Origin of the sequence: Micromonospora sp. NPDC047527 (genome assembly GCF_040643015.1) — a bacterium.
Classification (GTDB): Bacteria; Actinomycetota; Actinomycetes; order Mycobacteriales; family Micromonosporaceae; genus Micromonospora.
Window position 1 is genome coordinate 1,854,687 of record NZ_JBEYTK010000001.1, and the last position, 17,968, is coordinate 1,872,654.

General features: G+C 65.5%; 13 protein-coding genes and 1 pseudogene. 9 read left to right on the plus strand and 5 right to left on the minus strand.

The annotated features are described in order from the left end of the window. Positions 1 to 91: 91 nt before the first annotated feature. Positions 92 to 1,303, plus strand: coding sequence for an ISAs1 family transposase (locus ABZ808_RS08200; RefSeq protein ID WP_357002501.1), 1,212 nt, complete (start codon positions 92 to 94; stop codon positions 1,301 to 1,303). Positions 1,304 to 1,412: 109 nt separating this feature from the next. After that, complete coding sequence (locus ABZ808_RS08205) at positions 1,413 to 4,673, plus strand: toll/interleukin-1 receptor domain-containing protein (RefSeq protein WP_357002503.1); 3,261 nt, start codon at positions 1,413 to 1,415, stop codon at positions 4,671 to 4,673. A 1-nt stretch (position 4,674) separates the two neighbouring features. Here the strand turns inward: ABZ808_RS08205 and ABZ808_RS08210 are convergent, their stop codons facing one another. Then, positions 4,675 to 5,940, minus strand: coding sequence for a hypothetical protein (locus ABZ808_RS08210; protein WP_357002505.1), 1,266 nt, complete (start codon positions 5,938 to 5,940; stop codon positions 4,675 to 4,677). A 37-nt stretch (positions 5,941 to 5,977) separates the two neighbouring features. After that, complete coding sequence (locus tag ABZ808_RS08215) at positions 5,978 to 7,078, minus strand: hypothetical protein (protein ID WP_357002507.1); 1,101 nt, start codon at positions 7,076 to 7,078, stop codon at positions 5,978 to 5,980. 187 nt (positions 7,079 to 7,265) lie between these two features. On the opposite strand from ABZ808_RS08215, the pseudogene ABZ808_RS08220 reads away from it, so the two are divergent. Beyond that, a pseudogene (locus ABZ808_RS08220) lies at positions 7,266 to 7,530 on the plus strand (transposase family protein); the annotation flags it as partial. Positions 7,531 to 7,624: 94 nt separating this feature from the next. Further along, positions 7,625 to 9,742, plus strand: coding sequence for a restriction endonuclease (locus tag ABZ808_RS08225; RefSeq protein ID WP_357002509.1), 2,118 nt, complete (start codon positions 7,625 to 7,627; stop codon positions 9,740 to 9,742). 81 nt (positions 9,743 to 9,823) lie between these two features. Here ABZ808_RS08225 and ABZ808_RS08230 read toward each other — a convergent pair whose 3' ends face one another. From ABZ808_RS08230 to ABZ808_RS08240, 3 genes are all read right to left on the minus strand, one after another. After that, the gene (locus ABZ808_RS08230; protein WP_357002830.1) at positions 9,824 to 10,567 is read right to left on the minus strand and encodes an alpha/beta hydrolase; all 744 of its coding nucleotides are present in this window, start codon (positions 10,565 to 10,567) and stop codon (positions 9,824 to 9,826) included. Positions 10,568 to 10,664: 97 nt separating this feature from the next. Continuing rightward, positions 10,665 to 11,234, minus strand: coding sequence for a DJ-1/PfpI family protein (locus ABZ808_RS08235; protein ID WP_357002511.1), 570 nt, complete (start codon positions 11,232 to 11,234; stop codon positions 10,665 to 10,667). Positions 11,235 to 11,322: 88 nt separating this feature from the next. Then, positions 11,323 to 12,066 (minus strand): GntR family transcriptional regulator, encoded by a 744-nt coding sequence (locus ABZ808_RS08240; RefSeq protein WP_357002513.1) that lies wholly within the window; start codon positions 12,064 to 12,066, stop codon positions 11,323 to 11,325. A 303-nt stretch (positions 12,067 to 12,369) separates the two neighbouring features. Here ABZ808_RS08240 and ABZ808_RS08245 point away from each other — a divergent pair, with 303 nt between their 5' ends. From ABZ808_RS08245 to ABZ808_RS08265, 5 genes are read left to right on the plus strand one after another with little or no spacing between them, the layout of a single operon-like run. Next, positions 12,370 to 13,755 carry an extracellular solute-binding protein gene (locus ABZ808_RS08245; protein ID WP_357002515.1) on the plus strand — a complete coding sequence of 462 codons (1,386 nt, stop codon included), beginning with the start codon at positions 12,370 to 12,372 and terminating at the stop codon, positions 13,753 to 13,755. Further along, entirely contained in the window at positions 13,752 to 14,699 is a 948-nt protein-coding gene (locus ABZ808_RS08250; protein ID WP_357002517.1) for a sugar ABC transporter permease, read from the plus strand. The genes ABZ808_RS08245 and ABZ808_RS08250 overlap by 4 nt, the downstream gene beginning before the upstream one ends. Continuing rightward, positions 14,699 to 15,610, plus strand: coding sequence for a carbohydrate ABC transporter permease (locus ABZ808_RS08255; protein ID WP_357002519.1), 912 nt, complete (start codon positions 14,699 to 14,701; stop codon positions 15,608 to 15,610). The genes ABZ808_RS08250 and ABZ808_RS08255 overlap by 1 nt, the downstream gene beginning before the upstream one ends. Continuing rightward, entirely contained in the window at positions 15,610 to 16,677 is a 1,068-nt protein-coding gene (locus tag ABZ808_RS08260; RefSeq protein WP_357002521.1) for an ABC transporter ATP-binding protein, read from the plus strand. Before ABZ808_RS08255 ends, ABZ808_RS08260 begins: the two co-directional genes overlap by 1 nt. After that, positions 16,677 to 17,753, plus strand: a complete 1,077-nt coding sequence (locus ABZ808_RS08265) for an ABC transporter ATP-binding protein (RefSeq protein WP_357002523.1) — start codon at positions 16,677 to 16,679, stop codon at positions 17,751 to 17,753. The genes ABZ808_RS08260 and ABZ808_RS08265 overlap by 1 nt, the downstream gene beginning before the upstream one ends. Positions 17,754 to 17,968: the final 215 nt, after the last annotated feature.

The window sequence follows — 17,968 nt, forward strand, 5'->3', positions numbered from 1 at the left end:
GCCTCTGTTGAGGCGTAAGAAGCGGGTGAGGCCGCATCGGTGATCATGGAGTTGCGACGCTTCACGACTCCGAGGAAGACCCCACCCGCCGATGGCATCATCTCTCATCCCTGCACTGGCCGTAGCAACACCCACCTCCACCGCCGACGCCGCGCCGGTCACCGATGGTGAGCACGGCGGGCTGCTGCAGGCGCTCGCTGCGGTTCCTGATCCACGCGATCCACGGGGCGTGCGTTACCCGCTGACCGCGCTGCTGGCGGTGGCGGTCTGTGCCGTCATGGCCGGGGCGTCGTCGTTCGCCGCGATCACGGATTGGCTGCACGACCTGGACGAACAAGCTCAGGAACGGCTCGGGTTCACCGCAGGAGTGCCGGTCGGCAGCACTGTCTGGCGGCTCCTGACGCGCATCGACGACACGCTGCTCGGCACCGTCCTGGCCGGCTGGCTGCGCACCCGCACTCCCGTCGCGGTGAGCAGGCAGAGGCGGTACCGCACGGTGATCGCCATCGACGGCAAGACACTGCGCGGCGCCCGAAGAGGTGACGGCCGCCAGGTGCATCTACTGTCCGCGCTGGACACCACCACCGGGATCGTGCTCGCCCAGGTCACCGTGGACGCCAAGAGCAATGAGATCCCTGCGTTCGCGCCGCTGCTCAACGCCGTCGAACAGGTGCTCGGTTCTCTGGCCGGGGTGCTGTTCATCGCCGATGCCCTGCACACCCAGACCGGGCACGCCGACGAGGTCACCACCCGCCGGGCGCACCTGCTCGTCCAGGTGAAGGCCAACCAACCGACCCTGTTCAAACAGCTCAAACAGCTGCCCTGGGCACAGATCCCGGTCGGTGACCGGACCCGCAACCGCGGCCACGGCCGCCGCGAGACCCGCACCGTCAAAGCCGTCACCGTCGCCACGCCCGGCGGCATCGCCTTCCCGCACGCCCAGCAAGCCGTGAGGATCACCCGCACCCGCATCGTCACTGGAAGGACCAGCCGCGAGACCACCTACCTGACCGCGTCACTACCCGCAGGCCAGGCTCTGCCCCGTGACCTGCAGACCTGGATCCGCCGGCACTGGCACATCGAGAACCGGCCCCACCACGTACGCGACGTGACGTTCCGTGAAGACCTCCACCAGGCCCGGACAGGCAACGGACCCGCCGTCATCGCAACACTACGTAACACCGCGATCGGCTGGCACCGCACCACCGGCGCGACCAACATCGCCCGCGCCACCCGCCAAGCCAACCGCCGCTCACACGACCTGATCACCGCCGTGACCAGCAGCTACCCGACAACGCAATGACCCTGGTGATGACCGCAGTCTGTATAGCCCAATGCCTACCTTGCGTCTGCACGGCATGATAGTGGGGCCTGCGACGACGACGCGCTATCGGCACGGAGGACGAGCTGACATGGCCGACAGAGGCGATGCCTACGTGTTCATCAGCTACAGCCGTGAAGACATCGATTATTTGCGCCGACTCGTTCAGTTCCTCGAGGACAATGCCGTTCCGACGTGGTATGACGAGCACATCTCGATCGGAGCGCAGTGGCGGCGAATGCTGGCATCGAGGATCGAGGACGCATCGGCGCTCATGCTTGTCGACTCCCCTGCCGCCCAGAACTCGCGCTGGGTCGACGAGGAGCTCCAGTATGCGCAGCGCCTTGGCAAGACGATACTGCCGATCCTGGTCGCCGGAAAGCCGCGTTTCGGCCTTCTCGGAACTCAGTACGAAAAGGTGGTCCGCGAAGCGATGCCCGGCCCGCGGTTCCTTCAGCTCACCCAGGTGCTCATCACCGACCATCGAGCCACATGGGCTGGGACTCCCGAACCACGCGACAGGCGCCGGCCGCTCCTGTCCTGGTTGCGGCGCACCCGAAGCGGTGCGCCAGAAGCCCGCGAGCCCGGGCGTCTGCTGCTGGAGCCCTACTCCGAATTCCCACCCCGTTGGCCGGCGCCCTGGCTCCTGAGTGCCGAATTCGGAGTGGTCCCATTCATCGACGAAGCCAACCGACTCCGCGACCTGAAGAAATGGTGCCTGTCACCATCATTATTGAGTATTTGCTCCATCGCCGGTGAAAGCGGGACGGGGAAGTCGCGCCTAGGCCGCGAACTGTGTAGCCGCATGAGATCGCAGGGCTGGAGTGCGGGACCGGCCGCGACGACTTCAGCGGTGGACTGGGAGGAGTTCGTTCCGCAGGCACCCACCATCGTAATCTTCGATTACGCGGAACGAGCTGTCGACTGCGTCATCTCCATCGTCAACCGGATGGCTTTTCGGCAGAACGGGCCTCCCGTGCGTCTGCTGATGGTCGCGCGAAAGCCGACCCTGTGGCAGGACGAACTTCGGCTTGGGACGAACGGCCTGTCGAAATACCTGACGGATCTTCACATTAACCTGGAAGGCGACGTCTCTGCGACAGCGGGCGCGTCGCACGTGGCGCATGCATACGATGTGTTCCGCCGCCACCTCAACTTGCCGATGCAATCGATCAAGGTCGAGGAGGCCCAGGTGGAGGGAACACCTCTGGTACTCCACGCGGCAGCGCTCTTGAAGCTCCAGGGAGAAGACATGGACGACGACTCGACGGATGACCCTGCCGCCGACACGCTACGTGCGCTTCTTGATCGTGAAGAACGGATCTGGCTCTCTCTGTTGTCGACCCGCGGTGTCGATCTCGACCGCCAGGAAGCGCTTCGCCTGATTGCCGCGATGTCCCTCGTGAAACCGTCAGGAGCGTTCGTCGGAGCGGTCACTGACGTCGTCATCGGCTCGGCGCTGCCCGGTAGACATCGCAACCGAGTCCGCAGGTGGCTTGGCGACCTGTCGCCGGGTGAAGCTGTGGATCCGCTCAAGACTGATCTGCTGGTGGAAGAGCTGCTAGACCGCACGCCCGACCTGGCTGATCTAGTCGAGAATCTGTTCCTCGCCGTGGCCCCGGAGGACACCGACCTGCTCGCCAGGTTTCTGGAACGACTGGCGCTGAACAGCGGCCGCAAGCGGGTACTCGAAGCTCTGGGATCGTGCCTCGCAGGACACCTCCGCGAGCTTCTGCACGTGGTTCGCGAACCATCGAGTCGCGCTCTCGTGTTGGCCGTTGAAAGTGCCCTCAGGGCCTGCGCCGGACTTCAGGGAGTTCAAGACGCATGTCTCGACCAAGTCTGGGATCTCCCCGAAGAGAGCGTCGCACTCATTTCGCTGTCGGTTACGGTGGCCGAGGTCGCGCTGCCCGCGCTGGAGCGTGGCACCCGCGAGAATCAGGAGCGGGCGGTCGTGGTCGGAACTCTCGCATCTCGCCTCGCCTCGGCTGGACGCCTCGCTGAGTCACTCCAGTACACACGCACGGCAGTGGCCGCCGCTAGGGAACTCACACCGTCTGATTCGACTCGGTCGGAGCAAATTCTCGCAGCGAACGTCGGCAACCTCGGACATCGACTGTCAGCTGTCGGTGACGTTGCCGGCGCATACGAGACCTCCCGAGAGGCCGTCAGCCTGTACGGGTCCCTCAACCACCGCCATGCCGGCCGCTACTTGACCGAGCTCGCAGCAAGCACGAGCAACATGGCGTCCTACCTCGCCGCGCAGGGGCGTCAACGCGAGGCGCTCGAACCGGCCGCGCGCGCGGTCGAGATGTACCGGACGCTCTACGCCGGCAGAGGCCAGGCCTACCTCCCCGAACTCGCCCGGAGTCTACACAACTACGCGTACCAGTTACTTGTGGCGTACGAGGTTGTTGCGGCTACCGAAGTCGCGCAGGAGTCGGTCCAGCTCTATCGGCACTTGGCCGCGGAGCACGACGAACTGGCCGTGCCCGACCTGGTACGCGGGTTGTCGAACCTGGCTGCGATGCTGTCCGAACAATGTCTGCATGCCGAAGCATTGCCCTTGACGCTGGAAGCGGTGGAACGCAGGAGAGAGTTGGCCGCCGCAGTGCCGAATCGCTATGAGCAGGGGCTGGCCGCGAGCTTGGACAACCTGGGCATTCAGTATCGGCGGCTCGGCAGGGTCGAACTCGGCACGGCGGCGGCTCGCGAGGCTCTGACCAGCTATGAGCGGCTTGCCGGGCGCTACAGCCAACGGTTCACGTCCGATGTCGCCCGGGTCAAGGGCAACCTCGCCACGCTCTGCGCCCTATCCGGATCAACTGACGAGGCACTCGCGCACGCTGAGAACTCGGTTGAACTGCTTGAAGGGCTGGCGCACACCAACGAGCGCTACGTCGCTGACATGGTGAAGGCGACGGTTAACCTGGGGATTCTTCTCACCGCGACGAATCGAACCTCGGCGGCGGTGTTGCTTCTTGACAAGGCGATTTCGATGCGGCGGTCATTGCATGCGAGCGACCCCGAACTGCACACCCTGCCGCTGCACACGGAGGTCCGCATAACCGACGTCTGTCGATCGCTGGCCGGTGTGCCCGCTTTGGCAACGGAACAGGACACCGCGCTGAGGCTTCACCAACACTCGGCCACGTCGCACGCGCAGTGTGAGCTTCGCACCGTGCGCATGGCGCTGGGCGAGCCCGCGCTCGAACTGTCGCTGGAGTCCTTCCCCGGCAGAGGGGCTCCCTTCTGCGACATCGAGGGATCGAGCCCGTTCCAGCTTCTTCGGATGTCGCTCTGCGCTGCCCCGGCACTCGTGACCGTGCCCCAGCCGCAGCCTCGGCAGTGAGTCACGCCCGCGTCGAGCAGGCGATGTCGATGACTGCGGCAGGACCTGGTAGTTCGCTGAACCTAGCGGCCAACCCCGAGGCGCGCTCGGCGAACGACGGAGAATTTCGCAAGCGCTCGATGGATCCACCAAGGACCCGGGCGTCGAGGTCGGTATCCCAGTACCCGAATCTGCGGACCTGTGGTCCAAGCTCAGGTGCGTCCATTGCTTGGAGCGGACCGTCGGAGTGGTTCAGTATCAGACCAGCTCCCGCGCGGCTCACCATCGTGGCCGTCGTGGAGCAGCAGGTCTGATAGGGGCCGACACACAACACCGGCTTGCCTAGGGCAATCGCCAGGGTGACCGTGCCATGGCCGCCGTGTGTCACCACTAAATCACTTGTTGCGATCATGGTTGCCGCCGGCAGGTGGCGTTCCACAAGAAGACGACCGGAGTGACGCGCGGCCTTGAACGTCTCCTCTTCATAGTGGGCCGGATCATCCACCACGCGCCACGAGAACTCGGGGTTGCTCGCGACCAGCGACTTGAGCCATTCACGGTAACCGTATTCGGGTCTTCGGCCTGCTCCTATGTAGCTGTAGATCGTGTACTGTGCCCCTTGCGGAATGGCGGGACCAGGGGCCCGGCCGCGCTGCCAGCCAGACAGAAGCCCGACGTAGCTCGAGCGATCCGAAGGCGCGGCCAGGGGATCTATCTCAGGCACGCTGGGAATGACGCTCACGTCTCCGCTGAACATCTCACGCTCGTCGTCGACTGGATCGAGGCCATGATGAATTCGTACGTCGTTGAAACTGTCCCGGCAGTCTGCCAGAGCCGTGCCAGGGGCCGGAGGCAGCCACCAGCCCAACGTGTACCCGTCGACATTGCCCGTTGAGTGGGTGATCCCCACAACTGGGACGGAGCGCACCTGCGCCGCGGTCCAAATCGTGTCCCGGTAGTCGTTGACCAGCACCCATGGACGAAAGTCATCGATAGCACTAATTTCTTCCTGAGTGATTCGCAATAGCCATGGAACGTCGTGGAAGCCTAGTGCTCGCAGGCGTTGAGCGTGTCGGTAAGCGTGGTTGTACAAAGGCATGCGGTGCTGCGGCTGCTTGAACGGGGGGCGATTGTCGATCTCGTAGACCTTCAGGCCGTAGCCCCTCAGCTCGGGAGCGTATGTCGCTGAGGAGATGAACGCCACCTCGTGGCCACGTTGCGTTGCCGCCTGGGCGACCGCCAGCACGCGTGTCAGATGACAACGTCCACCGTCCCAGAAGGAGAACATGATCCGCCGCCGTCGGTCGGACATCCTGGCTCGGGCTCTAGGCACGGGATCGTAACCCCATTCGTTCTAGTAGTTCGTCGAGTAGTTGCACGCCCCGAAGAAACAGGGCCAGAGCTTCGTCGGGAATCCTGCTGTGGTGTCCTGCCATCGATAGGAAGTGGACTGCCTCGGCAAGTCGCACACGCAGGTGAGTGCCCTCCGAAATCCGGGAGTCAAGCTGCCTCAGGGCGCTCTGGTAGGCCTTCGGCTGGTGTATCCGGAGCTCATACCGGCGATATCCCTCGCTTGCTACGGCGTACTCGCCGTGCATGATCGATCCGTAGCCGCCGCGGATTGACTGGAACACCTTCCCAAGGTCGTATTCAATGGGAATTTCTTCAGATCCTCTGGGGTCTATAGGGTGTGCGTGAGTGCCGTTGCTGAGAATGTTCCCGCAGTGAAGGTCGCCGTGTGACAGCCCGGCAGTTGTCGGCACCAGATCCCTCCACAGCACGTTCTGTCGACGAAGGGTCGTGAGGCCGGCGTCGGGGCCGAGATGTGGTTTGTCGTTGATCACGATGCGCGGGGCACTGTACAAGGACCTGAGCCAATGAGGGACGTCGCGGGAAGACTTGCGTGCCTCGTAGCGCCCCACGTACAACCGGTCGGCGGCAGCGGCGCTCATCTCGGTCGTTGAGGAAGCGTAGGCGACGTCGTTGACCTGCAGCGCCTTCTCGATCAGGACTGTCGCACCGGGTCCGTCGACTGCTCCGGCAAGCACGAGACTGTCAAGATCTTGGCAGTCCCTCAGATAGTCGGTGGCGAATACCGTGAACCGGGGCCCGCGCACCAGGAAGAGCGGGCGGATCTGGTCAACCAATGCCTCTGATATTACGGAATGCCATCGCAGTTCCTTCGTGCTCGACGTCGTGGGCTCGAACTCCGCTTTGAGGGCCATGCGAAACGGCTCGTCGTCGACCAGAAGCACCACCGACGGGGTGTTGTGAGAATCGACGATTCTGAACCGTGAACCTGCGAATGCGTTGCTGACTTGAAAGACCAGATCGGCCCGGGACCGCGGCCTGATGCGCGTAAACTGGAATAGCAATGATCGGAGCGCCGTGCAGTCACCGGAGCCGAATTGGGTAGGGGTGACCATGCTCCTCCCTCTCCGGTCCTGAATGGTTACTCTCATGGTGCATGTCGTCGTCGACTCTGTCAATCGCCGCGATTCGCCCGTTTATTGAGGTGATCTCAACAAGGAGCCTTTTCCAACCTGACCTTGCAGCTCATGGCGGGTGTGGCAGGCCCAGTGATCGATGGGTGCGAGGCTCCAGGTAGGACAGCTGTCGACCAAGACTCGAAGCCCCGACCGGGAGCCTCGCCACGCTGTAGTACCCCGCACGATCCCGTTGTCCAGCCGCACCCTGAACCACCTCGCCGAATGCATCCGCGGCCACCGCAAGTAGCGTCGTTCCCGGTGGCGGCGCCTCGATCCCGGGCCGGCAGGCGCTGCTGGCTCTGGCCCATCTGCGCAACGGCGACACTTACGCCCGACTCGCGGCCGGCTTCGAGATCGGCGTCACTACCGCCTGGCGCTACGTGCAGGACGTCGCGGGTGGGGACTCACACTGCTCCCTAGCCGGGTTGACGCCGCCCTTGATGGCATTGAGTATTTCTTTGAGTGTCTCTAGGATTGGCGTCCATGACGCAAGGTGATACGTCCGACCGGTCCCAGGATCTCGCCGAACAAAGGGCGCTCTGGCGCAAGCAGGCTAGCGCGATCCCGGGTCTGCTCGGTGGTAAGGCGGTGTGGCTCCCGCTAGTCCTTGAGCTCGTCAAGCAGGTTGGCGAGGGCCACGCTGTCGGCCTCGACACAAGGCCTAGGTTGTCGTTCGACATTGAGAGCTTCGAACGACGCCAAGGTGGCGCAGCCCCCAAGTTGGAGCCCGCGACATGGCGTGACTACTACGGCTTCCTTCGCGGGCTCCAACTCGTCGAAAACACCGCCGACGAGCTTCGCCTGACCGCGACGGGGCTGCAGCTCCACTCCGATCCGACACCTGCCCGTCTCGCCGCGATCTTGGCCGATCGCATCAGGTTGTTCGCAGAGGTCCTGTCGCTGATCGTGGCGGAGCCGCTCACCGTCGACGAGGTTGATGAGCGTATTCGAGCGCGTTACAAGCAGTCCTGGAAGAGTAAGGGGAACACTCGCATCCGGATGGACTGGCAGGAGGTCCTCGACCTGATCGAGGCAGTCGGCAACCGGCGGTGGGGCATCACGCAGGCTGGACGGACTGTGCTTGCGAGTCGTGTGCTGGTGGAACCGGATGCTTTCGACGAAGCACCTGTGAGCGTGGTCGAACTTCCTGAGGCTCCGGCCGAGATTGCTGCTCTTCTGGAGGAATTTTCGACATCGGCCCGCACGCACGAGTCGCGCAACACATACAACATCTGGGTTCCGAGTCCGCCGTCGAATCCCAACAAGGTTGAGAATCTCAGAACCGTCATGAATGCGGCTCTGGGAAGGATCGAGCGGAAAGAGCTCTTCTCGTTCATCAGCGAGACGTTCGACCTGAGGAGCAGCAGCGTGGAGTCGATGCTGCCGTTTCTGCGGGCGTCAGGGCTTCTCGTCGAGGTCGGTCGAGGGGTTTTCGAGGCCACGCCAGCGGCGAGAGCCTGGGTCGAGTCGGGCGAAGATCTAAACTTCGTGCGAATCCTGCACGCGAACATGCGGTTCGTCGGCGAAATGATCCATGCGGTCGAAAGCGATGTCACCCGGAGCACCTTGTACTCCGAAGCTGCCAAATTTGGTCTAAATACCGAAAAGTGCCGATGGATTGCCAGCTTTCTGCTCAACACGGGGCTGATTGAGGAGCCGCGCTACGGGAGTCTCCGGGCCACGCCACGGGGAACTGCGCTTTTGGCGGAGTTGCCCTTGGCTGACACGCCTAATCCTCCGGAGGAGCGTTCAGCTCATACCCAGGACGCTCCGTCGGCACCGGGAGGACCCCAGCCGCTTCAGGTGAAGCAGGACCTGATCCGCTTCTCCAGAGAACCTCTGACCGGAAGCGAGGGCGCCGGTCGGGCTTTCGAGAGAGTCGTCTGTGACGCCTTTCTCGCTATGGGCTTCGAGGCCCGGGAGATCGGCGGATCCGGCGACACGGACATCCTTGTCCGGTGGCGCAACGCCGACGGCTCACACTCGACGGCGATCATCGAAGCGAAGGCGCGATCGTCTGGCCATATCACCCACACCGACGTCAGCGATGTCGCGATCGAGACCCACAAAGGGCGCCATCATGCCAGTTTCACCGCGATCGTTGGCCCCGGTTTCAGCGGCGACACCATTAAGAACATGGCGTCGCAGAAGAAGTGGGTGCTGCTGGACGCCGACCGGTTGGGAACGCTGGCGGAGGCCTCGATCGCCTTGGGGCTCCGGCCGTACGAGATAGGACAGTTGTTCCTCGTTCCGAACGGGCTCTCGGATCTCGACGACCTGATCGCAAATCGCCGGCGGGAGCTGGACATCGTGTCGTTCCTCCTCACCAAGCTTGTCGAGGAGGAGAGCGAGGCGGGCGAGGCGATTTCCGCCCGAGACATTTCCCGGGACGGGCGCAGAACGGAACTCCGCCCTAGCGTTGAAGAGGTCGTTAATGCGATCGATGTCATGTCAGGCCTGCACGTCGGCGCCCTGCGGTTGGTCGACGCGGCCGACGACCCGAAGTTCGCTACGTACGTTCTCGGCGATGCTCTAGCGGGAGCGAGGCACCTCCGGGCACTAGCCGACGCCATCGACCGCCATCCGAGCGAAGGCCAGTAGGCCCGTTGCCCCTACAAGTCCGCACAGCTCGGGTCTCGGGGAGGACGTTGGATTCTGCGTGCTGCGGACCTGCCGCAGCAGTTAGCGACCTCGGTCCGGGCGGAGGAAGCACGACAGCAGTTGCCTGAACTCGTGTGGGTGCTCGATCGCCGGCACGTGCCCGCATCGACCGAGCGCGTGCAGACGGACGTCGGCCAGGTGTTCGAGCAGGGGCTGGGCTGCCGTCTCGAGCGGGGTGACCCGGTCCTGGGCGCCGTGGACGAGCAGCACGGGCGCGCGGATCGTTGCCAGCGTCTGCGCCGAGAGTGTGAGTTCGTTGGCCCATCGTGCCCTGGGTGGAGGGAACAACGACGCGAATGCGGCCTCCCCCGCGCGCATCGCAGCCGCACGGGCATCGACGGCCGAATCGGTCACGAGCGCCTGGTCGAGGACGAGGCGACTCAGCATGTCCCGTGCCCCGAGCGGGCCGGCGGGGGCGGCCCAGATCGCGTCGAGCTCGGCGGACAGCGGTGCCCCGGGGGCGCCCATCGTCGAGACCGCCACGACACGGGTGACCTGCTGGGGGCGCGCGGCCGCCAACGCCAGCGCCACGGCACCGCCCATGGAGTGACCCACCACGGCGTAGTGCTCGATACCGAGAGCATCCATCAGGCCCGCGGCCTGCTCCGTCCACAGCCGGAGCCCGCCCTTGGAGCCCTCCGGGACAGGTGTACGGCCGAACCCCGCCTGGTCAGGAGCCACCACGTGCAGGGACGTACCCAGCGCCTGCGCCGTCGTTGCCCAGGCGCCGGACCCGGTCGTGCCGGGTCCGGAGCCGTGCAGCATCAGCACCGAGGGCCCGGTGCCGCTCTCCAGGACGTGTACGGGAGACCCGTCGACTGTGACGGTCCGAAGTGCCGTCACCGGGGCAGGCCAGGTGCGCTCATGCCGGGGCGGAGCCGACGGACTTCGAGAAGAGCTCCATCATGGCCCGGCCGAATTGCGGCATGTCGGGCCACCCCCGGCAGGAGACGAGGTTGCCGTCCACGACGTCGGGAGCGTCGATGACCGTCGCGCCCGCGTTCTCCATGTCACCGGTGATGGGCGGGAAGCACGCCGTCTTTCGGCCCTTCAGCAGCCCGTACACCGCAGGGACCTGCGCGCCGTGGCACACCAGCGCGATGGGGAGGTTGCGGGCGAAGAAGTGCTCGGTGATGCGCCTGACATCGGCGTCGACCCGGATCCACTCGGGGGCACGGCCCCCGGGAATGATGAGGGCGTCATAGCGCTCGACGTCGACCTCGGCCCAGGGCACGTCGACAGGCAGCTTCCGACCGTTCTTCTCCACGTAGGCGTCGGAGTTGGGGTCGAACTCGTGGATGACCAGTTGCACGTCACGCATCGTCCGGGACGAGACGTCGACGTCCCAGCCGCCCTCCTGCACGCGGTAGTAGGGATACATGGTGTCGAGTTCCTCGGCGGCGTCGCCGGTCAGGAGCAGCGCTCTGGGCACCTGCTTCTCCTCGCATCTGGTGGTGGGTGAGGTAGATCCAATCCGATCCGATCCGGTTGAGCAAGCATTCCCCGGCCCATCTCCACCGTCAAGCCTCTACCGCCATCGCGTCCGCGTCCTTGACCTCGTCGAACAATCGTCGGAAACGCTCACCGGAACGCAAGATGTGCCGTCGCATCGCGTAGGCGGCGCCGTCGGGGTCGCGCGCGGCGATCGCGGCCACCACTTCCTCGTGCTCGGCCATCGCCAAGTGAGTGACCTGGGCGTCGCGGTGTAGCCGGAAGAGGTGCACGTGGCTGTGCAGGCGAGCGAGCGCTTCACGGATGACCTGGTTCTCCGCGCTCAGGGCGACGAGATCGTGGAGAGCGGCGTCGCGCAACCCGAAGGCGCCGTAGGCCATGGGCCCCTTGCCCCCCTCCAACTCCGCCATCTCCTCCAGCATTCGTCGCAGATCGGCCACCTGCTCCGAGGATGCGCGTTCGGCGGATCTGCGCGCCGCTGCCGGCTCGAGGAGCAGGCGGACCTCGATCATGTCCTCGAACCGGTGACGGGTGATCTGGGGCGGAATCCGGTAGCCGGCATGCGGCACACGCACGACCAGGCCCTCGGCCTCCATGCGGTTCAGAGCGTCTCGGATCGGCGTCTGCGAGACCCCCAACTCTCGCGCCAGGACGTCGATCGTGACGCGAGAGTCAGGCTCGATCCGTAGCGACATCAGCTGTTCGAGCAGCGTGTCGTACACCTCGTCAGCAAGCCGGCCGCGAGCTCTTCCCGACGGCATTCCGTCCGTCGCGGCCCTACGGCCCCGCGTGATCATCGCTTCGTCGTCCATCGTGACCTGAGGTCCTCTCGTGCGCCTTCGGGAGCCTATTGACATCAGTCACGACGCTGCGGCATGCTGACGCCCCCAACCGGATCGTATAGGAAAAGTGGCGGATGATCCTCCTCCACATCGCGGCGTACTCGTGACGCCGGGCCGCAGGTCGGCCCTCGCGACCGCCCGGCAACACGCCTTGGCAACCCAGCAACTGCTCGGCGAAGCACATAGCGAGGCCTAGAAGTCCCCATCCAGAAAGCAGGCCAGGATATGCGATACCCGAAGCGATTAGGACGATCGGCTACTCCCCGGCGAAAGGTGCAGTTGGCGGCGGCGGCCATGCTGCTGCTGGCCACGACCGTGGCGGCGTGCGGCGGTGGCGAGGACGACGGCGGCAAGACCAGCGCCCCCAAGGCGCCCGCGACGATCCCGGAACTCACCACCGACCCGCTGACCCTCAGCTTCATCTGGTTCGACTGGCCGCCCGCCCACGCCCTGGAAGACTTCGCGAACGCGGAGTACAAGAAGGAGCGCCCGAACGCGACCATCAAGGTCAACACCGTGCCGAACGCGAACTGGCACGACGCGATGTTCACCCAGTTCGCCGCGCGCAAGACCGACTTCGACATCGCGATCCTGGACTCGCAGCACATCGGTGAGGCCGTGACGAACGGCAACATCCTCGACCTCACCGACTACGTCAAGGGCAACATCGACGTCAACGCCTACAACCCGTACCTCCTGGCGGCCTACGGCCAGTTCCCGCAGGCGGAGACCGGTAAGCGTGACGAGAACGCAAGCCTGTACGGGCTGCCGCTGCTCGGCGACACCTGGACGATGATCTACCGCAAGGATCTGATCGGCGACAAGCCGCCGCAGACCTGGGACGAGATGATCTCCGTGGCCGCGAAGTGTCAGGCGGACAACCCCGGCGTCAGCGGGCTGGCCTTCCACCAGGCCAACGGCTCCGACGCGGCGGCCGTCACCTACAACACGGTCAACGGCGTCTACGGCGGCAACCTCTGGGACGCCAAGACGCGCAAGATCGATGGCGTCCTCAACGACGCCGCCGGCCACGAGGCCATGGACGTCCTGGTCAACAAGATGAAGCCGCTGACCGCCAAGGGCTCCGGCAACTGGTTCATCGACGAGGTGAACGCGGCGGTCGCCCAGGGCAAGGCCTGCATCGCGTTCAACTGGATCGCCGCGAGCGGCGGCCTGCTCGATCCGAAGCAGTCGACGCTCGGCACTTCTCGTGAGCAGATTCTCGACAAGCTGGGTTTCGCCACCCTCCCGAGCCAGAAGACGAACCTGGTCCCTCTCGGCGGCATGGGAATGCACGTGTCGGCCTACTCGGCGAAGGCGAACCAGGCGGAGGCCCTGAACTTCATGAAGTGGTTCCAGCGGGCCGATGTCCAGAAGAAGTGGGCCGCGGCCGGTGGGGTGCCGTCGCGTACGGACGCCCTGCAGTCGCCTGAGTTCCTCAACGCCGGGCCGTTCAACCAGGTGTACGCCGACTCGGTTCCGCGGATGCGGGACATGTGGAACGTGCCTGAGTACGCACGCCTTGTCGACATCGAGAACACCAACGTGAACGCGGCGCTCAACGGCGCGAAGGACCCGAAGGCGGCGCTGAACGACATCGCCAAGGAACAGCAGGGCGTGCTCGACTCCAGCGGCCGCAAGGGCGGCGGCGGACTGTGAGCGACGTCCCTCTGACGACCGACCAGCCCGGGCAGGTGGCGTCCACGACGCCGCCTGCACCGGGCCGGTCCCGCCGGTTGACCGACCGAGGGCTCGCCGTGGCCTTCATCTCCCCCGCGCTGCTGCTGTTGCTCGGCATGTCGGTGTTCCCGTTGCTGTGGGCGTTGTACCTGTCCTTCACCGACTACTCGGCCACCCGCGGTGGGCCCGCCAACTTCGTCGGATTCGGGAACTACACGGCCATCCTGACGTCGGCGCAGGTCCACCAGCGGGCCCTCACGACGTTGATCTACGTGATCGGCGCGGTCGGGCTTCAGACCGTGCTCGGTTTCGGCATCGCCTACCTGATCTCACGGCGTACGCGCGGACGAGGAGCGCTGACCACCCTGTTCCTGGTGCCGATGATGCTGTCACCGGTCGTGGTCGGGCTGTTCTGGAAGTTCATGCTCGACGCGCAGTTCGGCGTGGTCAACAGCATGCTCGGCTCGCTCGGCCTAGGGCAGGTGGAGTGGCTCACCCGGCAGCGAACGGCGTTGCTCTCACTGATCGTGGTCGACACCTGGCAGTGGACGCCGTTCATCATGCTCATCGCACTCGCGGGCCTCACCGCGGTGCCGAAGTACCTGTACGAGGCCGCCTCGATCGACCGGGCGTCCGAGTGGTTCAAGTTCCGCACCATCACTCTTCCGCTGGTGTGGCCGTTGCTGCTCATCGCCGTGATGTTCCGGGCCATCGAAGCGTTCCGGCTGTTCGACCTTGTCTACATCCTCACCAGCGGCGGCCCGGGTGTCTCCACCGAGACGTTGTCGTTCCACGTCTACAAGGTCGCGTTCCTGGGCTTCAACACCGGAACCGCTTCGGCGTACGGGATTCTCATGGTCCTCGTCGTCATCGTCCTCACGCAGTTCTACCTGCGCTACCTGAACAAGCTCAAGGAGGACTGATGGCCGTCTCCGTCGACGAGACCGTGTCCACGGGTCCTACCCCGGATCGCACGCGGCCCGCGCGCCGCAGTGGCGGCCGAGGCCGCTCCGCGCTGGAGATCCTGCTGCTGATCGTCCTGGCCGTCGTGATGCTCTTTCCGGTGCTCTGGATGATCGAGACATCCATCAAGGAGAACCGGGACGTCTACGCCATCCCGGCCAAGTTCTTCGGCTTCACGGTCACCATGGACCACTTCAAGGATGTGTTCGTCGCCCCCGGCGGCGGTCGCTCGGCCCTGTCCGTCGCGTTCCTCAACTCCGTCGTGGTCGCCGGGGTCTCCACGGTGCTGGCCACGGTGCTTGGGGTTCCGGCGGCCTGGGCCTACTCGCGCTTCGCTGTGAAGGCCAAGAAGGACCAACTGTTCTTCATCCTGTCCACCCGCTTCATGCCGCCCGTGGTGGTCGTGGTCCCGATCTTCCTCATGTACCGCCAGGTCGGACTCATCGACAGCAAGATCGGCCTGATCCTCATCTACACCGCGTTCAACGTCCCGTTCACGATCTGGATGATGAAGGGATTCGTCGACGAGGTGCCAGCCGAGTACGAGGACGCCGCCATGCTCGACGGCTACACCCGCTTGCAGGCGTTCTGGAAATACACCCTTCCCCTGCTCCTACCCGGCATCGCCGCGACAGCGGTCTTCGCACTCATCTTCTCGTGGAACGAGTTCGTGTTCGCCATCTTCCTCACCTCCAGCGACAACGTCCGGACGGCCCCACCCGCCATCGCCGGCCTCATCGGTGGCACCACAGTGGACTGGGGTCTCGTGGCCGCAGCCTCCGTGGTGTTCGCCCTACCAGTGCTCGTCTTCGCGTACCTGGTGCGCAAGCACCTCGTCGCCGGCGTGACGCTCGGGGCGGTGCGACGCTGATGGCGGGCATCGAGGTAACCGCCCTGCACAAGCGCTACCCCGACGGGACGGTCGCGGTTGATCGCGTGGACCTGTCCATCGACGACGGCGAGCTGTTCGTGATGCTCGGCCCTTCGGGTTGCGGCAAGACGACGACGTTGCGGGCCATAGCCGGTCTGGAGAGGCAGACGACGGGCGACATCCGCATCGGCGACACGCTGGTAAACGACCTGCCGCCCGCCGAGCGCGACATCGCCATGGTGTTCCAGTTCTACGCGCTCTATCCGCACTTGAGGACCCGCGACAACCTGGCGTTCCCACTGCGGGCCGAGGGACTGCCCAAGTCGGAGGTGCACAAGCGGGTCGACGAGGCCGCCCGGCTGATGCGGCTCGGACCGCTGCTGAACCGGCGACCGCGCCAGCTGTCCGGCGGGGAGCAGCAGCGCGTCGCGCTCGCTCGTGCCCTGGTGCGACGGCCGCGCGCCTTCCTCATGGACGAACCTCTCACCAATCTGGACGCGGAGCTGCGGGCGGACATGCGCACGGAGATCAAGCACCTGCAGGGGGAACTGGGAGCGACGATGGTCTACGTCACCCACGACCAGGTCGAGGCGATGTCGCTCGGTCACCGGATCGCCATCCTCAACAAGGGTCGCGTCGAGCAGATCGGCACGCCGCTGGAGGTCTACGACCGTCCGGCGAGTCTTTTCTGCGCCGCGTTCATCGGCTCCCCGCCGATGAATCTGATCGATGTGGAGGTGGACGACGGGAAGCTGCGCGGTCAGGGCGGACTGGTCCTCACGCCACCGCCGGGCGTACCGCGTGACCGTCGCCTGGTGGCGGGCGTCCGGCCGGAGGCGCTGGAAGTCACCGCACCCGGGGCGGACCGTTCGGTCCCGGCCCGCGTGGTCTCGGCGGAGTGGCTGGGCGACGAAATCATCTACGTGGTCGACCACAGCGGCCAGCGCGACGTACGGGTTCGGATGCCACCGACTGTCCGCTTCGCCACTGACGCACAGGTCGGGCTGCGGCACACCGGCGGGACCCCGGCGGTCTACGACGTGAGCACGGAAGAGCTGGTGGCCTGATGGGAACCGTGGCAGTGCAAGGGCTGCGCAAGTCCTTCGGAAAAGTCCAGGCCCTGGACGGGGTGACGTTCGATGTGCCGGACGGCTCGTTCTTCGTCGTGCTCGGGCCCTCCGGGGCAGGCAAGACGACGACCCTGCGAGCGATCGCCGGCCTCGAAAAGCTCGACGCTGGGTCGGTGCATCTGGACGGCAGGGACGCGACAGGTGACGCCCCTGCCGCACGCGACCTGGCCATGGTCTTCCAGAGCTACGCCCTCTACCCGCGACACACGGTGTACGAGAACATCGCCTCGCCGCTGCGGGCACGCCGCTGTTCCTCGAGCGAGATCGCCGCTGCCGTCGAGCAGATGTCGAGCCTGCTGCACATCGAACGTCTGCTGCAGCGTCGTCCCGCGCAGTTGTCGGGCGGCGAGATGCAGCGTGTCGCCCTGGCCCGGGCGCTGGTCCGTCGCCCGCGCGCGTTCCTCATGGACGAGCCGCTGACGAACCTCGACCTCAAGCTCCGCGTCGAGATGCGCACCGAGCTGACCCGCATTCACCGGAGCCTCGGAGCAACCTTCATCTACGTGACGAACGATCAGGTCGAGGCCCTGTCCATGGCCGACCAGGTCGCAGTCCTCAAGGAGGGGAAGGTGCAACAGGTCGGAACGCCGACCGAGGTGTACGAGCGTCCCGCCAACAAGTGGGTCGCAGGGTTCGTCGGGAGCCCGCCGATCAGCCTGCTCCCCTGCCACGCCGAGGGGGATCGTCTGGTCGGCGCGGGAGGCTGGACGCTGCCACGGCCCCGCTGGACCACTGCCGAGGACGGTCGTGCGCTGCTGCTGGGCCTGCGCGCGGAGGATCTGTCCGTCGAGCAGCGTGGGAACGCGTCGTTGTCGGGGGAACTCTACGGGCTCGAACCGCTCGGTGACCGAACGGTGGTCGACGTCCGAGTGGGGACGGCGATCCTCAAGGTCAAGGCACGACCTACCGTCGCCGGTACGCCGGGCGAGCGGCTGTCCGTGACTGTCGACCTGGACCGCGCGCACCTGTTCGATGCGGACACCGGGCTGTCGCTGTCCGAGGCCGGGCGGTAACCACGCCGGGCGGCGACGGCACCATGCGCCCGGACGTGACCACCGTGCCTCGACAGACCGTCACCGGTGAGGACGGCCTGACGACGCTGAGACGGCCCCGTGCCCGAGAGGGCGATCAGTGGCGCGGGGCGTCGCCCTGCGGACAGGGCCAACCTCGCCCCCGACGAGGGCGTGGGACCCGTCCGTCTACGCGCACAGCGCGATCACTGAGGCGC